16 protein-coding genes and 1 pseudogene are annotated in these 16400 nt (G+C 49.8%); 10 read left to right on the top strand and 7 right to left on the bottom strand.

Annotation, left to right across the window (positions count from 1 at the left end; all coding sequences use genetic code 11):
• Positions 1–466 (top strand): annotated as a pseudogene (locus IE064_RS14360) (hypothetical protein); the annotation flags it as partial.
• On the opposite strand, the gene IE064_RS14355 reads toward IE064_RS14360, so the two are convergent.
• From IE064_RS14355 to prmA, 4 genes are all read right to left on the bottom strand, one after another.
• On the bottom strand, positions 458–1336 hold the full coding sequence (locus tag IE064_RS14355; RefSeq protein WP_189618369.1) for a DUF6694 family lipoprotein: 879 nt from the start codon (positions 1334–1336) through the stop codon (positions 458–460). The pseudogene IE064_RS14360 and the gene IE064_RS14355 overlap by 9 nt on opposite strands.
• 195 nt (positions 1337–1531) lie before the next feature.
• Positions 1532–1837 carry a DNA-binding transcriptional regulator Fis gene (fis, locus tag IE064_RS14350; protein ID WP_037441607.1) on the bottom strand — a complete coding sequence of 102 codons (306 nt, stop codon included), beginning with the start codon at positions 1835–1837 and terminating at the stop codon, positions 1532–1534.
• Positions 1838–1849: 12 nt separating this feature from the next.
• On the bottom strand, positions 1850–2821 hold the full coding sequence (gene dusB, locus IE064_RS14345) for a tRNA dihydrouridine synthase DusB (RefSeq protein ID WP_133037406.1): 972 nt from the start codon (positions 2819–2821) through the stop codon (positions 1850–1852).
• 146 nt (positions 2822–2967) lie between these two features.
• Positions 2968–3855: a 50S ribosomal protein L11 methyltransferase gene (gene prmA, locus IE064_RS14340; RefSeq protein ID WP_189618367.1), complete on the bottom strand. Its 888-nt coding sequence runs from the start codon at positions 3853–3855 to the stop codon at positions 2968–2970.
• 371 nt (positions 3856–4226) lie between these two features.
• Here prmA and IE064_RS14335 point away from each other — a divergent pair, with 371 nt between their 5' ends.
• The 5 genes from IE064_RS14335 (at position 4227) to IE064_RS14315 (ending at position 9669) form a co-directional block, all read left to right on the top strand.
• Positions 4227–4949, top strand: a complete 723-nt coding sequence (locus tag IE064_RS14335; protein WP_189618366.1) for a fumarate reductase cytochrome b subunit — start codon at positions 4227–4229, stop codon at positions 4947–4949.
• A 153-nt stretch (positions 4950–5102) separates the two neighbouring features.
• The gene (locus tag IE064_RS14330; protein ID WP_189618365.1) at positions 5103–7091 is read left to right on the top strand and encodes a fumarate reductase flavoprotein subunit; all 1989 of its coding nucleotides are present in this window, start codon (positions 5103–5105) and stop codon (positions 7089–7091) included.
• Positions 7088–7828 (top strand): fumarate reductase iron-sulfur subunit, encoded by a 741-nt coding sequence (locus IE064_RS14325; RefSeq protein WP_189618364.1) that lies wholly within the window; start codon positions 7088–7090, stop codon positions 7826–7828. The genes IE064_RS14330 and IE064_RS14325 overlap by 4 nt, the downstream gene beginning before the upstream one ends.
• A gap of 493 nt (positions 7829–8321) precedes the next feature.
• Complete coding sequence (locus tag IE064_RS14320) at positions 8322–8609, top strand: DUF6916 family protein (protein WP_189618363.1); 288 nt, start codon at positions 8322–8324, stop codon at positions 8607–8609.
• Between the two features lie 124 nt (positions 8610–8733).
• Positions 8734–9669, top strand: coding sequence for a sulfotransferase family protein (locus IE064_RS14315; RefSeq protein WP_189618362.1), 936 nt, complete (start codon positions 8734–8736; stop codon positions 9667–9669).
• A gap of 12 nt (positions 9670–9681) precedes the next feature.
• Here IE064_RS14315 and IE064_RS14310 read toward each other — a convergent pair whose 3' ends face one another.
• Together IE064_RS14310 and IE064_RS14305 are read right to left on the bottom strand one after the other, a co-directional pair.
• The gene (locus tag IE064_RS14310) at positions 9682–10386 is read right to left on the bottom strand and encodes an aspartyl/asparaginyl beta-hydroxylase domain-containing protein (protein WP_189618361.1); all 705 of its coding nucleotides are present in this window, start codon (positions 10384–10386) and stop codon (positions 9682–9684) included.
• 3 nt (positions 10387–10389) lie between these two features.
• Entirely contained in the window at positions 10390–10902 is a 513-nt protein-coding gene (locus IE064_RS14305; protein WP_189618359.1) for a GNAT family N-acetyltransferase, read from the bottom strand.
• Positions 10903–11155: 253 nt separating this feature from the next.
• On the opposite strand from IE064_RS14305, the gene IE064_RS14300 reads away from it, so the two are divergent.
• The 4 genes from IE064_RS14300 to IE064_RS14285 all read left to right on the top strand — a co-directional run bounded on the left by IE064_RS14300 (position 11156) and on the right by IE064_RS14285 (position 15805).
• Positions 11156–11320 carry a hypothetical protein gene (locus IE064_RS14300; RefSeq protein ID WP_189618357.1) on the top strand — a complete coding sequence of 55 codons (165 nt, stop codon included), beginning with the start codon at positions 11156–11158 and terminating at the stop codon, positions 11318–11320.
• A 273-nt stretch (positions 11321–11593) separates the two neighbouring features.
• Positions 11594–13756 (top strand): DNA helicase II, encoded by a 2163-nt coding sequence (gene uvrD, locus IE064_RS14295; protein ID WP_189618355.1) that lies wholly within the window; start codon positions 11594–11596, stop codon positions 13754–13756.
• A gap of 102 nt (positions 13757–13858) precedes the next feature.
• Positions 13859–14731: a 4-hydroxybenzoate octaprenyltransferase gene (gene ubiA / locus IE064_RS14290; protein ID WP_189618353.1), complete on the top strand. Its 873-nt coding sequence runs from the start codon at positions 13859–13861 to the stop codon at positions 14729–14731.
• Positions 14732–14779: 48 nt separating this feature from the next.
• Positions 14780–15805 (top strand): NAD(P)H-dependent flavin oxidoreductase, encoded by a 1026-nt coding sequence (locus IE064_RS14285; RefSeq protein ID WP_189618351.1) that lies wholly within the window; start codon positions 14780–14782, stop codon positions 15803–15805.
• Between the two features lie 13 nt (positions 15806–15818).
• Here the strand turns inward: IE064_RS14285 and IE064_RS14280 are convergent, their stop codons facing one another.
• Positions 15819–16394, bottom strand: coding sequence for a nucleoside triphosphate pyrophosphohydrolase family protein (locus IE064_RS14280; protein ID WP_189618349.1), 576 nt, complete (start codon positions 16392–16394; stop codon positions 15819–15821).
• Positions 16395–16400 lie beyond the last annotated feature (6 nt).

The following is a 16400-nucleotide window of genomic DNA, read 5'->3' as shown; positions in this document are numbered from 1 at the left end:
CATAGTGGTGCTAAGATGGCCATTCTCAGTCCTCGGCGAGTGGTGGGTTTGTTTGGCGATAGATCTGATCGCTCAAACAGGACTGAGTTCCCTTCCTGTGATCTACTATTTGGAACAGTTATTTAGGCTAATCTTTATTTGCCCTTGTTGCGCGAATAAGCGGCTTTATCTTTATGCTGCAAGTAATGGCTGGGCGTGTAGGGAATGCTTAGGGCTACATTATGCCTGCCAATCAGAAGCGCCGATGGATAGGCTTGCCCGTACGATTAGAAAGCGCAGGCGTAAGCTATGGGGAAAACAGGCCGAACCAAGCCTATTTGAGGATAGTTTTCCAATAAAACCCAAAGGTAAGCATCAGCGCTCATTTGCACAAGAGTATCAAAAGCTGGTGAGGGCTGAGAGCGCTTACAATGTCTTCTTCATTAAAAAGCTTAAAGCTATGGGTGTTGCTATTCCGCTAATTTGAAAATTGGAGATCAGTTATTTTCAGCTGTGCTTTCCCCGTTTCCCACTCTGTTAAGGGTGAGTCGAGCGTGTAATAAGTACCTTTTTCCATCTCATAAACGTAGCCAGCTTTGAGCGGTTTTTTGTCAGTGGTGTATTTGTTGACGAGTACGGGGAGATAATCTTTTTCAAAAATGGTTTTGCCATTATGGTCTTGAAAATAGACGGTGACTTGAACTTTGTCTAAAGACTTTTCGCCAGTATTCTTAAGCCCAATTCTGACGGCGGGAACAGCTTTGTTTTTGTAGGTGTCAATCCTAGTTGCTGTGAATTCAGTTAATTGAATTTTGTCCTGATACTCTAAAATATCAACGACATGCTTCATTTCTTGATTAGTCTTTTCAATTCCATCTATGGCTATGTTAACGCCAGAGTCGTACTTGCTAATAGCATCATACTTTGCCAAAGCCTCTTTAAAACTTTTGGCGCTCAAGAGTTGCTCGGCTTCAGTCTTTAATTGCTGTATCGCTGATTGTTCAGCTTCAATTTTTTGCTGACGTGCTTTTTCAGCTTCAAGTTGGGTGCGGTATTTCTGCAGTATTTCTTTACCTGTTAGCCCGTCAATTTCCTTGATGTTAACGTTTAACATTGCTTCAGCTGTGTTTTTGCCAGTAAAGGCTGCCCCCATCATTGCCTTAAATCCATCTGAACCACCAATGGAAAAATACATTACTGCCTTTGTGAATTCAGCTTTATCTGTATCGGGCAGTGATTCGGCAATTTTTGCCACTGACTCTTTAATGGTTGTCTCGTTGGTAGCATCGAATTTTGGTGAGCCAAAACATCCAAGCAATAAGGCTGGCAAAACAATCATGCTGATAAAAGCTTTCATACAATTTCCCTTTTGTTTTTTGTCCATCGGTTACAGGTGTAACTAGGGCTAACTTGCTACCAAAAGGGAGTAAAGGCAAGTTGCAAAAAGCGAGTTGATTTAGAGGGGTGTGTAACTCGGTGTGTAACTAAAAGCAAAAAGGCCAATCGTAATGACTGGCCTTTTCTTTTAATACAGTAAGTTACTGATTGAATATCAGTTCATGCCGTATTTTTTCAGTTTCTTACGCAGGGTGCCGCGGTTGATACCCAGCATGTTGGCGGCGCGAGTCTGGTTGCCACGGGTGTGCTGCATAATGATATCAAGCAGAGGGGCTTCGACTTCGCAAAGCACCATTTCATATACTTCTTGAGCTTCCTGACCATCCAGCTGCGAGAAGAAGTTGCTAACAGCGCGTTTTACGGCGTCGCGCAGCAGCTGTGGCTTGATGGTGCCGTTTGCGGTTTCAATTTTGCCTACGGTAAGCGGATGAGCTTCTGTGTGAGTTGTCTGATCAAACATTCGTTTCTGCTCTTATTTATCTAGTACACATTCATCAAAATAGTGTTCCACCATGGAACACTGTTCGGCAGCGCTTTCTAGCTGATTAAACTCAGCCCGAAATTGGCGCTGTTCTTCCTGGTTCAGATACCAACCTATATGCTTTCTGGCGAAGCGAATGCCTTTATATTCGCCATATAAATCATATAGTTTGGACAAATGCTCCAGCATCACTTGACGCTTTTCAGCATTGTCTACAGGTGCCGGCAAACTGCCGGTGTCCAGGTAATGCTGGATCTCTTTAAAAATCCACGGTCTTCCCTGCGCGCCCCGGCCTACCATCAAGGCATCCACGCCGGTGTAGTCCAGCACAAAGCGGGCTTTTTCCGGTGAGGTAATATCCCCATTGGCGATAACAGGTATCGAGACATTCTGTTTGATTGCCTTGATGGTGTCGTACTCGGCTTCCCCTTTAAACAGGTCTTGCCTGGTACGGCCATGTACCGCTAAGGCAGTAATGCCACTCTCTTCAGCAATCCGGGCGATTTGAACACCATTCCTGTGTTCTGGGTCCCAACCCGTGCGAATCTTCAGCGTTACAGGTACATCCACTGCTGCTACCACCGCATCTAGGATGCGCTGCACCAGTTCTGGTGATTGCAGCAAGGCTGAGCCCGCGAGCTTCTTATTCACTTTTTTTGCTGGGCAGCCCATATTGATATCGATGATCTGGGCACCTTGCTCTACGTTGTAGCGGGCGGCCCAAGCCATGTCATCGGGATCTGCCCCGGCAATTTGTACCGAGCGTAAGCCTTCCTCGCCGGAATGGCTCATGCGCTGGCGACTTTTGTCCGTATCCCATAACTCAGGATTAGACGAAAGCATCTCTGACACTGCCATGGCAGCACCATAACGGAGGCAGAGATTACGGAAGGCTTGATCGGTGACACCTGCCATTGGTGCCACGATCAGCTGGTTTGTCAGTTGATAGGGGCCAATTTGCATTTCGCGGTTTCACCTAGCGCTTCAAAGGGGCGCCATAGTACGCCTTTTTGCTAGCCATGAAAAGGTCAATAAATAACCTAAAGCAAAACTTTTTTTCTTGACTTTTAGAACCTTCGAATTCAGTGCTGGCGTGCCTTGGCGGCCTATTACAGCGATTTGCGTACTCCTGTCAAGCGGCTCCAGTCTTCTTTGTGAGCAGCGGCGTCCATGGTAAACCACTCGCTGTAAATTTCGCGAAGCTCTTCGGCTTGTTCATTCAGCAAACCTGATAACGCTAGCTTGCCTCCGGGCTTAACCAGCGATGCAATTTGTGGAGCCAGTTCCCGCAGTGGCCCGGCAAGAATGTTGGCCACTAGCACATCGGCTTGAATGCCTTGTGGCTGATCTTGCGGCAAGTACAGGCTAAGCCGGTCGATGACCTGATTGCGGGTGGCATTGTCACGGGAGGCGTCGATAGCCTGGTAATCGATATCGATACCAATAGCGGATTTAGCGCCGAGTTTCAGGGCGGCAACGGCGAGAATGCCGGAGCCACAGCCAAAGTCGATCACTTCCTTATCTTGCAGTTCTAGGCTGTCGAGCCATTGCAGACACAAGGCGGTGGTAGGGTGGGTGCCGGTGCCGAAAGCTAGCCCTGGGTCAAGGATCACATTAACCGCGTCAGGATCTGGGATCTCGCGCCAACTGGGGCAGATCCACAACCGTTGACCAAACTGGATGGGATGGAAGTTATCCATCCATTCCCGTACCCAATCTTTATCCTCTATCTGCTCGATTTTGTAGTTGAACTGTTGTTGCAGGAACGGCAGTTGTCGTAACTCGTCCACGACAGGATTGAGGTCAGTACCGGCATCAAACAAGGCAACAACAACGGTGTCGGCCCACAGTGGTGTTTCACCCAGTTTGGGTTCAAATATGGGGGTATCTTTACCATCTTCAAAGGTAATTGACACACTGCCGAGTTCCATCAGCAGGTCGCTCAGTGCTTCAGCATGTTCACTGTTGCTGTGGATACGTAGCTGGATCCAGGGCATGTAAGGCTTCTCTTTGGCTAGAAATAAACCCGCGTATTGTAAGGCAAGGGCTTGCCGCCTTGCTAGCCGATATCACGCAAGTTGTGTAGGCGTAAACTGAAAGTGACTTTCCAACCCCCTGCCTGAGAAATGCCTGAAATCCGTATTTGGCTTACGTTTTTGTCTGATAAATTCAAATAAGCGTTTGATTATTATAGGTTAAATGGTCTTACCATTCACTGTGGTGATAATCCGTATTTGTGATGCATGTCAGATTGATATCGCAGAATTATTGAACACGATCACGAAAGCAACTGATCACAGTTGGCAGGTAGGTGGGTTGCGATATGTTGGTACGCTCACGGATCTGACCTTAAATAACTTTAATAACTATGTTAACTAAATATCGTATCGGTGAGGGATGGCTTGGGTACCCACAAAGTCATCGCTGGTCGGCAATTGCAGACGTACTGCAGAGCGGCTCTGGCCTTATCTTAGGGCTGTTTCTACTGGCTCACCTGCATTTTGAATCTTCTATCCTGTTGGGCAAGGCGGCGTTTTATCGCGTGGCGAATGTGCTGGAAGGCGGTTGGTTTACTAGCAGCGGCCATGGCTCGTCGTTGCTGACGCAGACGTTTTCAGTGTTCATGTTGCTGGTGGTGATGGTACATGCGGCGACTGCACTCAGACGTTTCCCGGCACAGCGGCGGCAGTGGCAGGCACTGCGTAATCATAATCTTTTGATTAATCATCAGGATACGCGCTTGTGGTTCTGGCAGATGGTGACTGGGTTTTTGATGTTTTTCCTGGTACCGATGCACTTGGTGACCATGATTACCAACCCAGAAATCGGCCCACATCTGTCTGCGGCGCGCGTCTGGCACGACAATTACTGGCTGGTTTATATCCTGTTGCTACCAGCGGTAGTGATCCACGCCATGCTCGGGCTTTATCGGCTGGCACTCAAATGGGGCGTGAATTTCCATCGTGACGGATTGCGGCTACTGGCGAAGATCCTAATCGGTTATCTGCTGGTGTTGGGGCTGTGCAGCCTTACCGCTTACCTGTTGATTGGTAGTGGTCTCACGACGCCGGTAACACCGTTTATTCCTTGAAGATTTGACAACATAACCGATGCCGCAGTGCTGCAACTAATTGCGGCTAGGAAGGTTTTTCCCAACAGCAATAACCGTACCCTAGTTAGCAGGTGCTAATGGGTCTGAAAGTAAGTAGAGCTCGGGATTTCAATAATCCCGAAAGGAGAGAGTGTGAAACTCATTTATACCGATGCACTGGTGGTGGGCGCTGGACTGGCCGGGTTGCGAGTGGCGATTGAAGCCAAGCAGCGCGGACTGGATACGCTGGTGCTGTCGTTAATTCCGCCAAAGCGTTCACACTCGGCTGCCGCACAAGGGGGCATGCAGGCGAGTCTGGGCAATACCGTTAAAGGCGATGGCGATAACGAAGACATTCATTTTCAGGACACAGTAAAAGGCTCTGACTGGGGCTGTGACCAAATCGTGGCCCGGATGTTCGCTCATTGTGCCCCCAAAGCGGTGCGGCAGATGGCGAACTGGGGCGTACCTTGGACGCGGGTGACAGCGGGGCCGCGGCAGGTGGTCGTGAACGCCGAGCGGGTAACGCTGGAAGAAGCCCAAGCAGCACATGGGTTAATCAACGCCCGCGATTTCGGCGGCACCAAAAAATGGCGCACCTGCTATACCGCCGATGGCACTGGCCATTCATTACTTTATGCGGTTGATAACAAAGCCATCTCGTTAGATGTACCGGTGCATGAACGCATAGAAGCGCTGAAAATCATTCACGATGGCAAACGCTGTTATGGGGTGATTGCTCGTTGCCTGATCACCGGGGAACTGCGGGCTTATATCGCCAAATGTACTACCATAGCCACCGGTGGTTATGGCCGTATTTATGAGGTTTCTACCAATGCGGTTATTTGCGAAGGGATAGGTCAGGCGTTGGCACTGGAAACTGGTGTGGCCACGTTGGGCAATATGGAAGCGGTGCAGTTTCATCCCACCGCAATTGTACCGGTAGGCATTCTTACCACCGAAGGTTGTCGCGGTGATGGCGGTATTTTGCGCGACAAAAATGGTCACCGTTTTATGCCAGATTATGAGCCTGAGAAAAAAGAGCTGGCTTCACGCGATGTGGTGTCCCGCCGTATGACTGAACACATGCGTAAAGGCTTTGGGGTCGATAGCCCGTACGGCCCGCATCTGTGGCTGGATATCACTTTGCTCGGGCGTAAGCATGTTGAAACCAACCTGCGTGAAGTCAAAGAGATTTGTGAGAATTTCCTCGGTATCGATCCTGCCGATGCATGGATCCCGGTGCGACCAACGCAGCACTATTCCATGGGCGGTATTCGTACTAAACCCAGTGGTGAAAGTCCACAGCTCAAAGGGCTGTTTAGTGTGGGGGAAGCCGCTTGCTGGGATATGCATGGTTTTAACCGCTTGGGGGGCAATTCACTGGCAGAAACCGTGGTTGGTGGCATGATTATCGGTAGTTATGTGGCAGATTTCTGTGAACAGGAAGAATTACAGCTGGACACCCGGTTGGTGGAACAGTTTGCTAGCGAGCTGCAACAGGAGATCGACACGCTACTGGCTACCAACGAAGGCGAAGATGCCTTTGAGCTGAAACTGCAAATGCAGCGCACCATGATGGATTATGTAGGCATCTTCCGTAATGGGCCAGAACTACAAAAAGCCGTGGATGAGCTGAAATCATTGCTGGAACGCTCGCGGCATATTCACCTCAAGTGCAAAAAACGTCACGCGAATCCTGAACTCGCAGAAGCGCTGCGGGTACGGCGTATGCTCAAGGTCGCACTCACCGTTGCCTGTGGTGCCTTAGCGCGTACTGAAAGTCGTGGCGCCCATGCCCGCGAAGATTACCCGCAGCGTAACGATAAAGATTGGCTCTGTCGCACCCTCTCCAGTTGGCCGGATGCCAATGCACTGGAACCCAGCCTTAGCTATGAAGCGCTGGATGTGATGCAGATGGAGCTACCGCCCGGTTACCGCGGATATGGTGCCGATAACGCGATTGCACACCCCGATACCGCCAAACGGCAGCAGCAAATCGCCGAGATCTTGCAGCAATTGGGCGACGATGCGTCTAGGCAACAAAAACAGCAGGCGCTGATGCCGTTTGAGTTACCCGAGCATCTGCAGCCACAAAATCAGCGTTTACATGAACTTTTAGCCCGCGGAGAAAAATCATGAGCCGTAGTCTGACTTTCAGGATCTTTCGTTACGATCCGCAATTGCCTGGCGATGCCCCCAAAATGGTGGATTACCAGTTGGATGAAACCCCAGGGATGACGGTTTTTATTGCGCTGAATCGGCTGCGGGCGGAACAAGACCCGTCATTGCAGTTTGATTTTGTTTGCCGCGCTGGCATATGTGGCAGTTGCGCCATGGTGATTAATGGCTTACCTACGCTGGCGTGCCGTACCTTAACCGCCAAATACTCAGATGCGGTGATCACCTTGATGCCGTTGCCGGGATTTGAACTGATTGGCGACTTGTCGGTTAATACCGGTAAATTCATGCGCGAGTTGGCGGAGCGCTTGAAGCTATGGCTGCATCCTAAAGCGCAGCAAGCCGATATTCACCATCTGGAACAACCGATGGAACCGGAAGAAGCCGCCAAGTTGTATGAGCTGGAGCGCTGCGTTGAGTGCGGTGTCTGTGTTTCTGCCTGCGCCACCGCGCAGATGCGCGACACCTTTGTCGGCGCGGTGGGCATGATGAAAATTGCTCGCTTTGAACTGGATAGCCGCGATGCCCGTACGGCAGATGATTTCTATCATGTGATTGGCACTCAGGATGGTGTATTTGGTTGCATGACCTTGCTCGGTTGTCAGGACAACTGCCCCAAAGATCTGCCACACATGCAGCAGATTGCCTATCTGCGCCGCAAAATGGCGGGAACACTGATAGCCAGTTCTAAGGTGTAAGTGGCCTGAGTTGTGGATGCCGGGTTTTGCCGACATCCGCGTTTGTTCGTTGGAGCCCTTCTTGNGGCCATTCCCAACGTCGACACGCATAAACCCGTCCATGGGGCTCCACCGCGCCATCCCTGACGCGGAGGGTCGACTTATCGGAATAACCTCTATTCCTCGGGTGAAGCGCAATTAGGAACAGCTATTTAGGTTTTTAGGGCCGTTAGCGTGATGTACTGCAGGTTTGGTCGAGCCAATATTGGCTGGCAGGTGCCCAGAGCTATGTAAGTCTTACTCCATGATGGAGGAAATATAGACAACCCTCCAAACAGCGTCTAAATTGATTATGTTCTTGGTCATTACCGATACAACATTGGGTTAGTTGCCTAGTGATTGTGGAATCATTTTTGGCTGTTGACTGTGATTGGTTGTGGCTTAATGAACATGAAATGGATTGGTTTTGCGGTCATTGCAAAGTATGTGTGACCCATTGGCATGGATGTTGTTTATGTTACCGACACATAAAGATTTTAAATCACAGTTAAATCAAAAATTTACTGTGGTATATGACGCGAGTTTCCCTCCAGAGATCCTTACCTTAACGTGCGTTTCTGATGTTTCATCCATTGGTGGTGGCTTCGATAGTTATGGTATGACCTTTTCTGCACCATTAGGCAAAGGTTATCTGCAACAAAAACAGCGGCAGATGCGTAATGATGTATTGGGTGATCTCAGCTTATTTCTGGTGCCTAGTGTTCTGGAATCTCAGAATCTCCCTATACGCCAGCAGCAATGATTGCGGCAATGCTGCAAACGGCAGGTCAGGGATTTGGGCACAATAATTTGCAACCGTACCTGACGCTGCCGTTTTGTATTGCATTGGAAGGGGTATTTCCGCAACGGAACTAAGGAATACTATATTGGACTGGTGCCGCTGGTATCCCAAAGATGTCTATTACCGCTGTGAGTCGGCGGTAATAGACTGGCGATTTCTGGGTGACCAACGGTTTACCGCGCCATTTTTTGAACAGACCTTACGCCAAGCACCACCAGCAACAAGAAATAGCAGTTGGCAGCAGCTAGCACAGATAGCCCAGAGGCTGAACCCTGTTATTGAACCTACGGGGTTTATCTTTCATTCATCGCGCTGTGGCTCGACACTGCTCAGTCAGATGTTAGCCCGATTGCCCGAGAATATTGTGATCTCTGAGGCTCCAGTTATTGATATGGCACTGCGATCCTCTGCTTACGAAACAGGTATTGATGACACTGAAAAAATAATGCGGCTACAGAATGTTATCCGGGTGCTTGGCCAGCAGCGGTTTGCGAATGAAACGCGGCTATTTATTAAACTGGATGCGTGGAGTATTGCAGAATTTCCAATAATCGCACGCGCTTATCCGCAGGCCGCCAAACTGTTCCTGTACCGGGAACCTGCAGCGATCTTGCTGTCGCATCAGCGCCAACCGGGAATGCACATTATCCCGGGCTTACTCCTAGGAGCACCGTTTGATGCCGCTCCGGCCAATTTAAGCTTTGAAGAGTATCGAGTCTGGGTGCTAGCCGCAATTTTCAAGCTCGCTTACCGTTATTTCAATCATCATCAGGGACTGTGTGTACATTATGATGACATTACCCAAAGAACCGAGCAGATTTTAGCGTTTTTCCAGTTAGCTTTGACCACATCGCAGTTACAACAGATACAAGGTGCCATTAAATTTGATGCAAAAGCCCCATCGCTGACTTACCAGCCGTATCAGCAACAGGCGCAACTCAATGATGAATTACAGCAGTTACTGCATCGATGGCTGCACCAACCGTATCAGGCACTGGAACAGATAAGAGCACATTTCTAACGCTGACGGTGCTCATCGCTGGCGGGCGCGATAGATTTGCTGGAGTTGCGCGGCTACTGCATTGGCGCCCTGATGCTTCAGGGCACCGATAATCGCGAGAACATTTTCATCATTGATGGTGGGATCACCATAAATTGGCGGGGTATCTGCTTGATAACCTGCTTGCAGGAATAGCGCATCGATCCAATCATTGCGACGGCAATCAATCAGCAGATGAATGCGATCTTGCGCTGAATGATTCTCTACCCCATGCGTGCAGACGGCATTCAGATACCAGACATTGCCAATACTAAAGTGAATCGTTTCACCATCGACGGTAAAGATGACCCGAGGGTCAGTTTGGATCGGAATATGGAGCCGTACCAGCCCAGACTGATAATCACTATAACCATCGCTATGCGGCAGAATATGATCACCTGCGGCCAGTGACATCAGACGGACGCCAGCTTTATCACATTTAAACGTGTCGATAACCTCTTGAAAATAGTTACATCGCGCTAAAATGGGCGTTGGCAAATAGTGGGCATCATCGTCAAAGGCATAGATCGAGAGCGGATCGCCATTGACTGCATAGAGCGGCACACAGCACCAGCGTTTATCGTATGCCTGAGTGTTCATATGATTAATCCACTCATGCGGCGCTAACTTATGTAATTCGTGCTGCAGTTTGTCAGTATCAAAACTTAACGGCAGTTTTAGCCATTTGCTCCGAACCATCGTTTATGCTCCCTGCGCTATTAGCGGTTGACAACAATCCCAGTGCATCAAGTGATAGATCCCATTGACCTCACGGACAAACTTAAACCCCAGCCGTTGGTAAAGTGACAGCGCTGGATTATGTTGTTCAACGTGAATCGAAACATTGCGTTGTTGTTGTTTCCCCTGCGCTTGCAGCTTGTGGATGAGTGCTGTGCCTATGCCTAGGTTGCGGTATTCTGGGAGTAACGCGATATCAACAATGCGGATTTCTGGGCCGACATCATCCACATACAGGCGGCCAACATCTTGTTCTTGGTAAATAATAATAAAGTAGTTCGTCTGCTGATAATGCTGCATGTAATACTGATGCTGCGTTTGAGCTTGAGCATAAAGAAAGTGCTGGATGGCCTCATCCTGCCAACCGGATTGACGCATTTCATCCAGACGGGTGGTGACATAAATATAGAAACTTAACGGTAGGTCTTTATCTTCCATGAGGCGCAAAGCGATACCATCTATAGTTGCAGCAGTCATTTATCGTTCCCTAATAAAATGATTGACAGCCTTGGGTAATATTAGCTCAGACGGCCTATACTCAAACAGTTGTTTAGCGACGGTATAACAAAACCCTTATGTTCCATAAGGGGTAAGTACATTTGCTGAGTGTAGACAGCGTGTGCCCAAAATGCCCTTTAGCTATAGCGAGATCGCTTGTCAATTAAGTGTTTGCTCGCCGTTGCAGTTAGTATAATTTCCTTTCTGATTACATAAAACAAGTAGTGTTCGGATGAATCATCAAACAGAAGAAAACGTGGTGATGGAAGTTTCACTTCGGCAAGCAAAACAGCCTTGGGTCGTGCCACAGCCATATAAACTCGACGATGTTCGCCATACCAGCGGTACTAAATCAGGTGGTATCACTGAACAAGGGGCTTCTACTGGCGTCAGTTAATATCCTGTAGGGTTTGAATATTGATAACAGCCGCGCTAATTGTCGCGGCTGTTTGGTTTGTGTTGAACGCAGTTGCAGCACAGGCATTTATAGCCCCGCTAATCCGTGAATCCTGTGACAAGTGAAGTCTGCAATTGCTCCAGATTGTCTCGTCATTGAGTGAAGCTCAGCCTAAGTTGATCGTTTGTTATGGCATAGTGCGTCTGTAATCTTCGTCAACCTCGCTAGGCTTTTTTGCTATAATGCGCCCTCGTTTTGAGGGGAGAACGGTTAATGGATGTTTCATACCTGTTGGATGGTCTGAATGACCGGCAGCGCCAAGCGGTGGCCGCATCGCAATCAAGTATGCTGGTGCTGGCGGGGGCTGGCAGTGGCAAAACGCGGGTGTTAACCCACCGCATTGCTTGGCTGATGCAGGTAGAAAACCAAAGCCCCTATTCGATTATGGCGGTCACCTTTACCAATAAGGCTGCCACCGAGATGCGTGAGCGTGTCGAGCGGCTGATTGGTCACAACATGAATCGCATGTGGATTGGTACTTTCCACGGTTTGGCCCATCGATTGTTACGTACCCATTGGCAAGAGGCGGGTCTGCCACAGAACTTCCAGATCCTTGACAGTGAAGACCAGCACCGCTTGATCAAACGCATCATCAAAAGCCTAAATCTTGATGAAAAACAGTACCCTCCGCGCATGGTGCAAGGCTATATCAATGGTAAAAAAGATGAGGGATTAAGACCGTCGACCATTGATGCCGGGCCGTTCCCGCTGGAGCAAAAGCTGCTGGAGTTGTACCGCGTCTACCAAGAATCTTGCGACCGTGCGGGGTTGGTGGACTTTGCTGAAATTCTGCTGCGAGCACACGAGTTATGGCTCAATAAACCGCATTTGTTAGCGCATTATCAGGAGCGTTTTCGCAATATTCTGGTGGATGAGTTTCAGGACACCAACGCTATTCAATACGCTTGGATCCGTTTGCTGGCCGGCGACACGGGTCATGTGATGATTGTCGGCGATGACGACCAGTCGATTTATGGCTGGCGTGGGGCGCAGGTAGAAAACCTACATCGTTTTCTCAAGGATTTTCCACAGGCGGAAACCATTCGTCTGGAACAGAACTATCGTTCTACCGGCAATATTTTGAAAGCTGCCAATGAATTAATTGCCAATAATCCAGGACGTCTTGGTAAAGACTTGTGGACCGAAGATGCTGAAGGCGAGCCTATATCGGTCTATTGTGCGTTTAATGAATTGGATGAAGCGCGTTTTATTGTTGGTCGTATTGCTGATTGGCAGGATAAAGGCGGCAATTTGGCCGATTGCGCCATACTCTATCGCTCCAACGCCCAGTCGCGGGTGCTGGAAGAAGCGTTACTGCATAAAGGGCTGGCTTATCGTATCTATGGTGGTCTGCGTTTCTTCGAACGCCAGGAAATCAAAGATGCCATGGGCTATCTGCGTTTGATGGCCAACCATGATGATGATGCCGCTTTTGAGCGAGTGGTGAATACGCCAGCCCGGGGCATTGGTGATCGCACCTTGGATATTATGCGCAGCACCGCGCGCCAGCACCAACTGACCTTGTGGCAGGCTGCCGGGCAGTTGCTGGAGCAGAAAATTCTGAGTGGTCGCGCCGCTAGCGCTGTGCGTAGTTTTATGGATCTGATTGTCGGCTTGGCGCAGGATACTGAGGAGATGGCCCTGTATCGCAAAACCGACCACGTGATCCAGACTTCAGGCCTGAAGACGATGTATGAACAGGAAAAAGGTGAAAAGGCCCAAAGCCGGGTAGAAAACCTAGAAGAATTGGTGACTGCTGCACGGACATTTGAAGTGCCGGAAGAACTCATGGACATGGGCGAACTCAACGCCTTTTTATCTCATGCAGCGTTGGAAGCAGGTGAAGGACAGGCCGATGAGCATACAGACGCCGTGCAGTTAATGACGCTGCACTCGGCTAAAGGTCTGGAGTTCCCGGTGGTATTTATGGCGGGAGTTGAAGAGGGCATTTTCCCCAGCCAACTCACCTTAGAAGAGGGCGATCGTCTCGAAGAGGAGCGGCGACTGTGTTATGTCGGCATGACTCGTGCGATGGCGCAGCTCTATATTACTTATGCTGAATCGCGGCGCATATATGGTCGCGAGAATTACGCCAGACCATCGCGTTTTATTAAAGAGATCCCGCCACAGTGTGTACAGGAAGTCCGGTTAAAGGCACAGGTGTCTACCCCAGCATTGAATACGCGTTTCAGTCGTAGCCAGCCGTTTAATGATAGCGGTTTTCATCATGGTCAACGGGTGCTGCATGCTAAGTTTGGTGAAGGCACAGTCACCAACAGCGAAGGCAGCGGCGCTCAGGCCAGGGTGCAAGTCAATTTTGATGATTTTGGCAGCAAGTGGCTGGTCGTGGCCTACGCTAAGTTACAGGTGGTGTAATTCCCGGTTAAAAAGTTTATTTTGTGGTGTAAATCACATTCTGACTGCGCCATAATGCACAACGGTAGTATCAGGGCTGAGGTAATTGGAGAGAGCAGACCCATGAATATTAGGGAAAAATTTGACGCATATGCACGTCTTGCTCGTATTGATCGTCCAATCGGAACATTTCTGCTGCTATGGCCATGTTTGATGGCGTTGTGGCTGGCTGCGGGTGGATTACCTGACTTAAAAGTGCTGGTGGTCTTTATCTTTGGGGTGTTCATCATGCGCGCCTGTGGCTGCATTATCAATGATTATGCCGACCGTCACCTTGATACCCGGGTGGAACGCACTAAATTGCGGCCTCTGGCCAGTGGCGAGGTTACCGTTAAAGAAGCACTGCTGTTATTTGTGGTGCTGGGGCTGGTGGCGTTCTGTTTGGTACTGATGCTCAATCCGTTGGTGGTGAAACTGTCCTATATCGGCATGGTACTCACTATCATCTATCCGTTTACCAAACGTTTTACCAATATGCCGCAGATGTTTCTGGGGGTTGTCTGGAGCTGGTCTATCCCGATGGCATATGCCGCCCAGACCGGTGCAGTACCTGCCGAAGCCTGGTGGCTGTTTGCTGCTAACTGGTGCTGGACTATTGCTTACGACACCATGTATGCCATGGTAGATCGTGATGATGACCTGAAAGTTGGCATTAAATCGACGGCAATTCTGTTTGGCAAATATGATCGGCAGATCATTGGGTTATTTCAGTTGGCAGCATTAACCTGTTTTATGACCGCCGGTTTTGTCGCTGACCGTGGCTTGATGTATCTCGTCGGTTTGTTGGCATTTATCGGCTTCAGTCTGTATCAGCAGCGACTGATTTTTGGCCGCGAACGCGCGCCATGTCTGCAAGCGTTTCTCAACAATAATTGGGCTGGAATGGCACTGTTTTTGGCGTTAGGTATGGATTATCTGTTGGGTGTTGCTATCTAGATGCCGACAGCCTGATATTGAACATTGCCCGTTAATCAGGAGGCAGGGATGCAGTTATTAGGGGTAAAGTGGCCGCTAATTCAGGCGCCCATGGCCGGTGCTCAAGGAATCGAACTGGCGCTCGCGGTGGCAAGTGCCGGTGCCTTGGGGTCTTTGCCCTGTGCCATGTTAAACGCAACGCAGATCCAGCAAGCCGTGGCGCAGTTCCGCCAGCAAACCAAGGCTCCCATCAATCTCAATTTCTTTTGCCATACGCCTCCCATTGCGCAACCACAAAAGTTGCAGCAGTGGCAGCAGCGGTTGCAACCATACTATCAGGAGTTGTCAGTCACTGCGGTGAATGCGGTTGCTGAACGCCGTCCATTTGATACCGCGATGGCTGAGGCGATTGCACCATTGCAGCCAGAAGTGGTCAGTTTTCATTTTGGTTTACCCGAGCCGTCATTATTGCAGCAGGTGAAATCCTGGGGCAGCAAGGTTATTGCCAGTGCCACCACTGTTGCCGAAGGTCTGTGGCTACAGGCGCAGGGCGTGGATGCTGTCATCGCTCAAGGGCTGGAAGCCGGTGGACATCGCGGGCACTTCCTCAATGATGATCTGTCTCTTCAATTGGGCACTTTTGCCTTATTACCGCAATTGGTGGCGGCGCTAAATGTCCCGGTGATTGCCGCGGGGGGAATTGTTGATGCCAAGAGCATTGCGGCAGCGGTGACGCTGGGGGCATCTGCAGTACAAGTGGGAACGGCTTATCTACTGTGCCCAGAAACGACTATCAGTCAGTTGCACCGTCAGGCATTGGCGGATCCGCAACGCAACTCGCATACCGCACTTACACGGGTGTTTAGTGGGCGACCGGCCAGAGGCATAGTAAATCGGTTGATGCAGGAGCAGGCTACTGCGACCATCCCGGATTTTCCGCTGGCAACAGGTGCCATCGCGCCGTTACGCAGCGCCGCAGAGCAACAAGGTAGCAGCGATTTCAGTCCGTTATGGTGTGGTCAGAACGCCAGTGGCTGCCGGGCGATTCCGGCGGCTGAATTGACCCGTCAGTTGGTAACTGGATTTCAGCAGTAACCCGCAACAACGCCTAATTCACCAGCGCCCCTAAATCTGCCGGGCGATAGTACACAGATTTTAACACCTTGCCGCGCCGCACGGTTTTACCCGCCATCACCACATCTTGGGCGCATTTGGCGATCAGGTAATCACCATTACGACTGCCACTGATGACGATCCCTTGTTTGGCGTAATGGGCAATGGTCTCTTGTAGTTCCTGTTCGGTGCGACAAACCTTGCTCATATTGCTGCTGTGTACTTCATCCCAGCAGGGAACAAAGTCGATACCGCGGTTGCTAGCCACCTGTAGCAATAGATCTACTAGATAGCTGATCTCCAGCCGCTGTTCCAATCCGGTCGCCCCTAGATGAACCAGTCGCCCCATCAGCACATAAACACTGTCAACGATGGCGTCGGCTTGTTCCACTTTGTCTTTAGCTTCGGCCAACTCCGTCAGTTCTTCACTGATCAAGGATGTATGTAGTTGATCCTGTTTATCATCTAATGAGTCAGGCACCGCCACTGGCAGATCAAAGGTGATGCGAAATTCGCGGATATCGCGATAGAGTTTGTCATACAGGGATTGTGTTAACAGGGTCAACTTCATGGGCTT

Source organism: Shewanella fodinae, assembly GCF_014651955.1.
GTDB lineage: Bacteria > Pseudomonadota > Gammaproteobacteria > Enterobacterales > Shewanellaceae > Shewanella > Shewanella fodinae.
Note: the sequence above shows the minus strand (reverse complement) of the source record. Positions and strands in the feature narration are given on the sequence as shown.

What these genes read in the sequence shown, in the direction of transcription:
- IE064_RS14355 (WP_189618369.1), bottom strand. Translation starts at nt 1,336, where the DNA reads ATGAAAGCTTTTATCAGCATGATTGTTTTGCCAGCCTTATTGCTTGGA.
- fis (WP_037441607.1), bottom strand. Translation starts at nt 1,837, where the DNA reads ATGTTTGATCAGACAACTCACACAGAAGCTCATCCGCTTACCGTAGGC.
- dusB (WP_133037406.1), bottom strand. Translation starts at nt 2,821, where the DNA reads ATGCAAATTGGCCCCTATCAACTGACAAACCAGCTGATCGTGGCACCA.
- prmA (WP_189618367.1), bottom strand. Translation starts at nt 3,855, where the DNA reads ATGCCCTGGATCCAGCTACGTATCCACAGCAACAGTGAACATGCTGAA.
- IE064_RS14335 (WP_189618366.1), top strand. Translation starts at nt 4,227, where the DNA reads ATGTTAACTAAATATCGTATCGGTGAGGGATGGCTTGGGTACCCACAA.
- IE064_RS14325 (WP_189618364.1), top strand. Translation starts at nt 7,088, where the DNA reads ATGAGCCGTAGTCTGACTTTCAGGATCTTTCGTTACGATCCGCAATTG.
- IE064_RS14320 (WP_189618363.1), top strand. Translation starts at nt 8,322, where the DNA reads ATGTTACCGACACATAAAGATTTTAAATCACAGTTAAATCAAAAATTT.
- IE064_RS14310 (WP_189618361.1), bottom strand. Translation starts at nt 10,386, where the DNA reads ATGGTTCGGAGCAAATGGCTAAAACTGCCGTTAAGTTTTGATACTGAC.
- IE064_RS14305 (WP_189618359.1), bottom strand. Translation starts at nt 10,902, where the DNA reads ATGACTGCTGCAACTATAGATGGTATCGCTTTGCGCCTCATGGAAGAT.
- IE064_RS14300 (WP_189618357.1), top strand. Translation starts at nt 11,156, where the DNA reads ATGAATCATCAAACAGAAGAAAACGTGGTGATGGAAGTTTCACTTCGG.
- uvrD (WP_189618355.1), top strand. Translation starts at nt 11,594, where the DNA reads ATGGATGTTTCATACCTGTTGGATGGTCTGAATGACCGGCAGCGCCAA.
- ubiA (WP_189618353.1), top strand. Translation starts at nt 13,859, where the DNA reads ATGAATATTAGGGAAAAATTTGACGCATATGCACGTCTTGCTCGTATT.
- IE064_RS14285 (WP_189618351.1), top strand. Translation starts at nt 14,780, where the DNA reads ATGCAGTTATTAGGGGTAAAGTGGCCGCTAATTCAGGCGCCCATGGCC.
- IE064_RS14280 (WP_189618349.1), bottom strand. Translation starts at nt 16,394, where the DNA reads ATGAAGTTGACCCTGTTAACACAATCCCTGTATGACAAACTCTATCGC.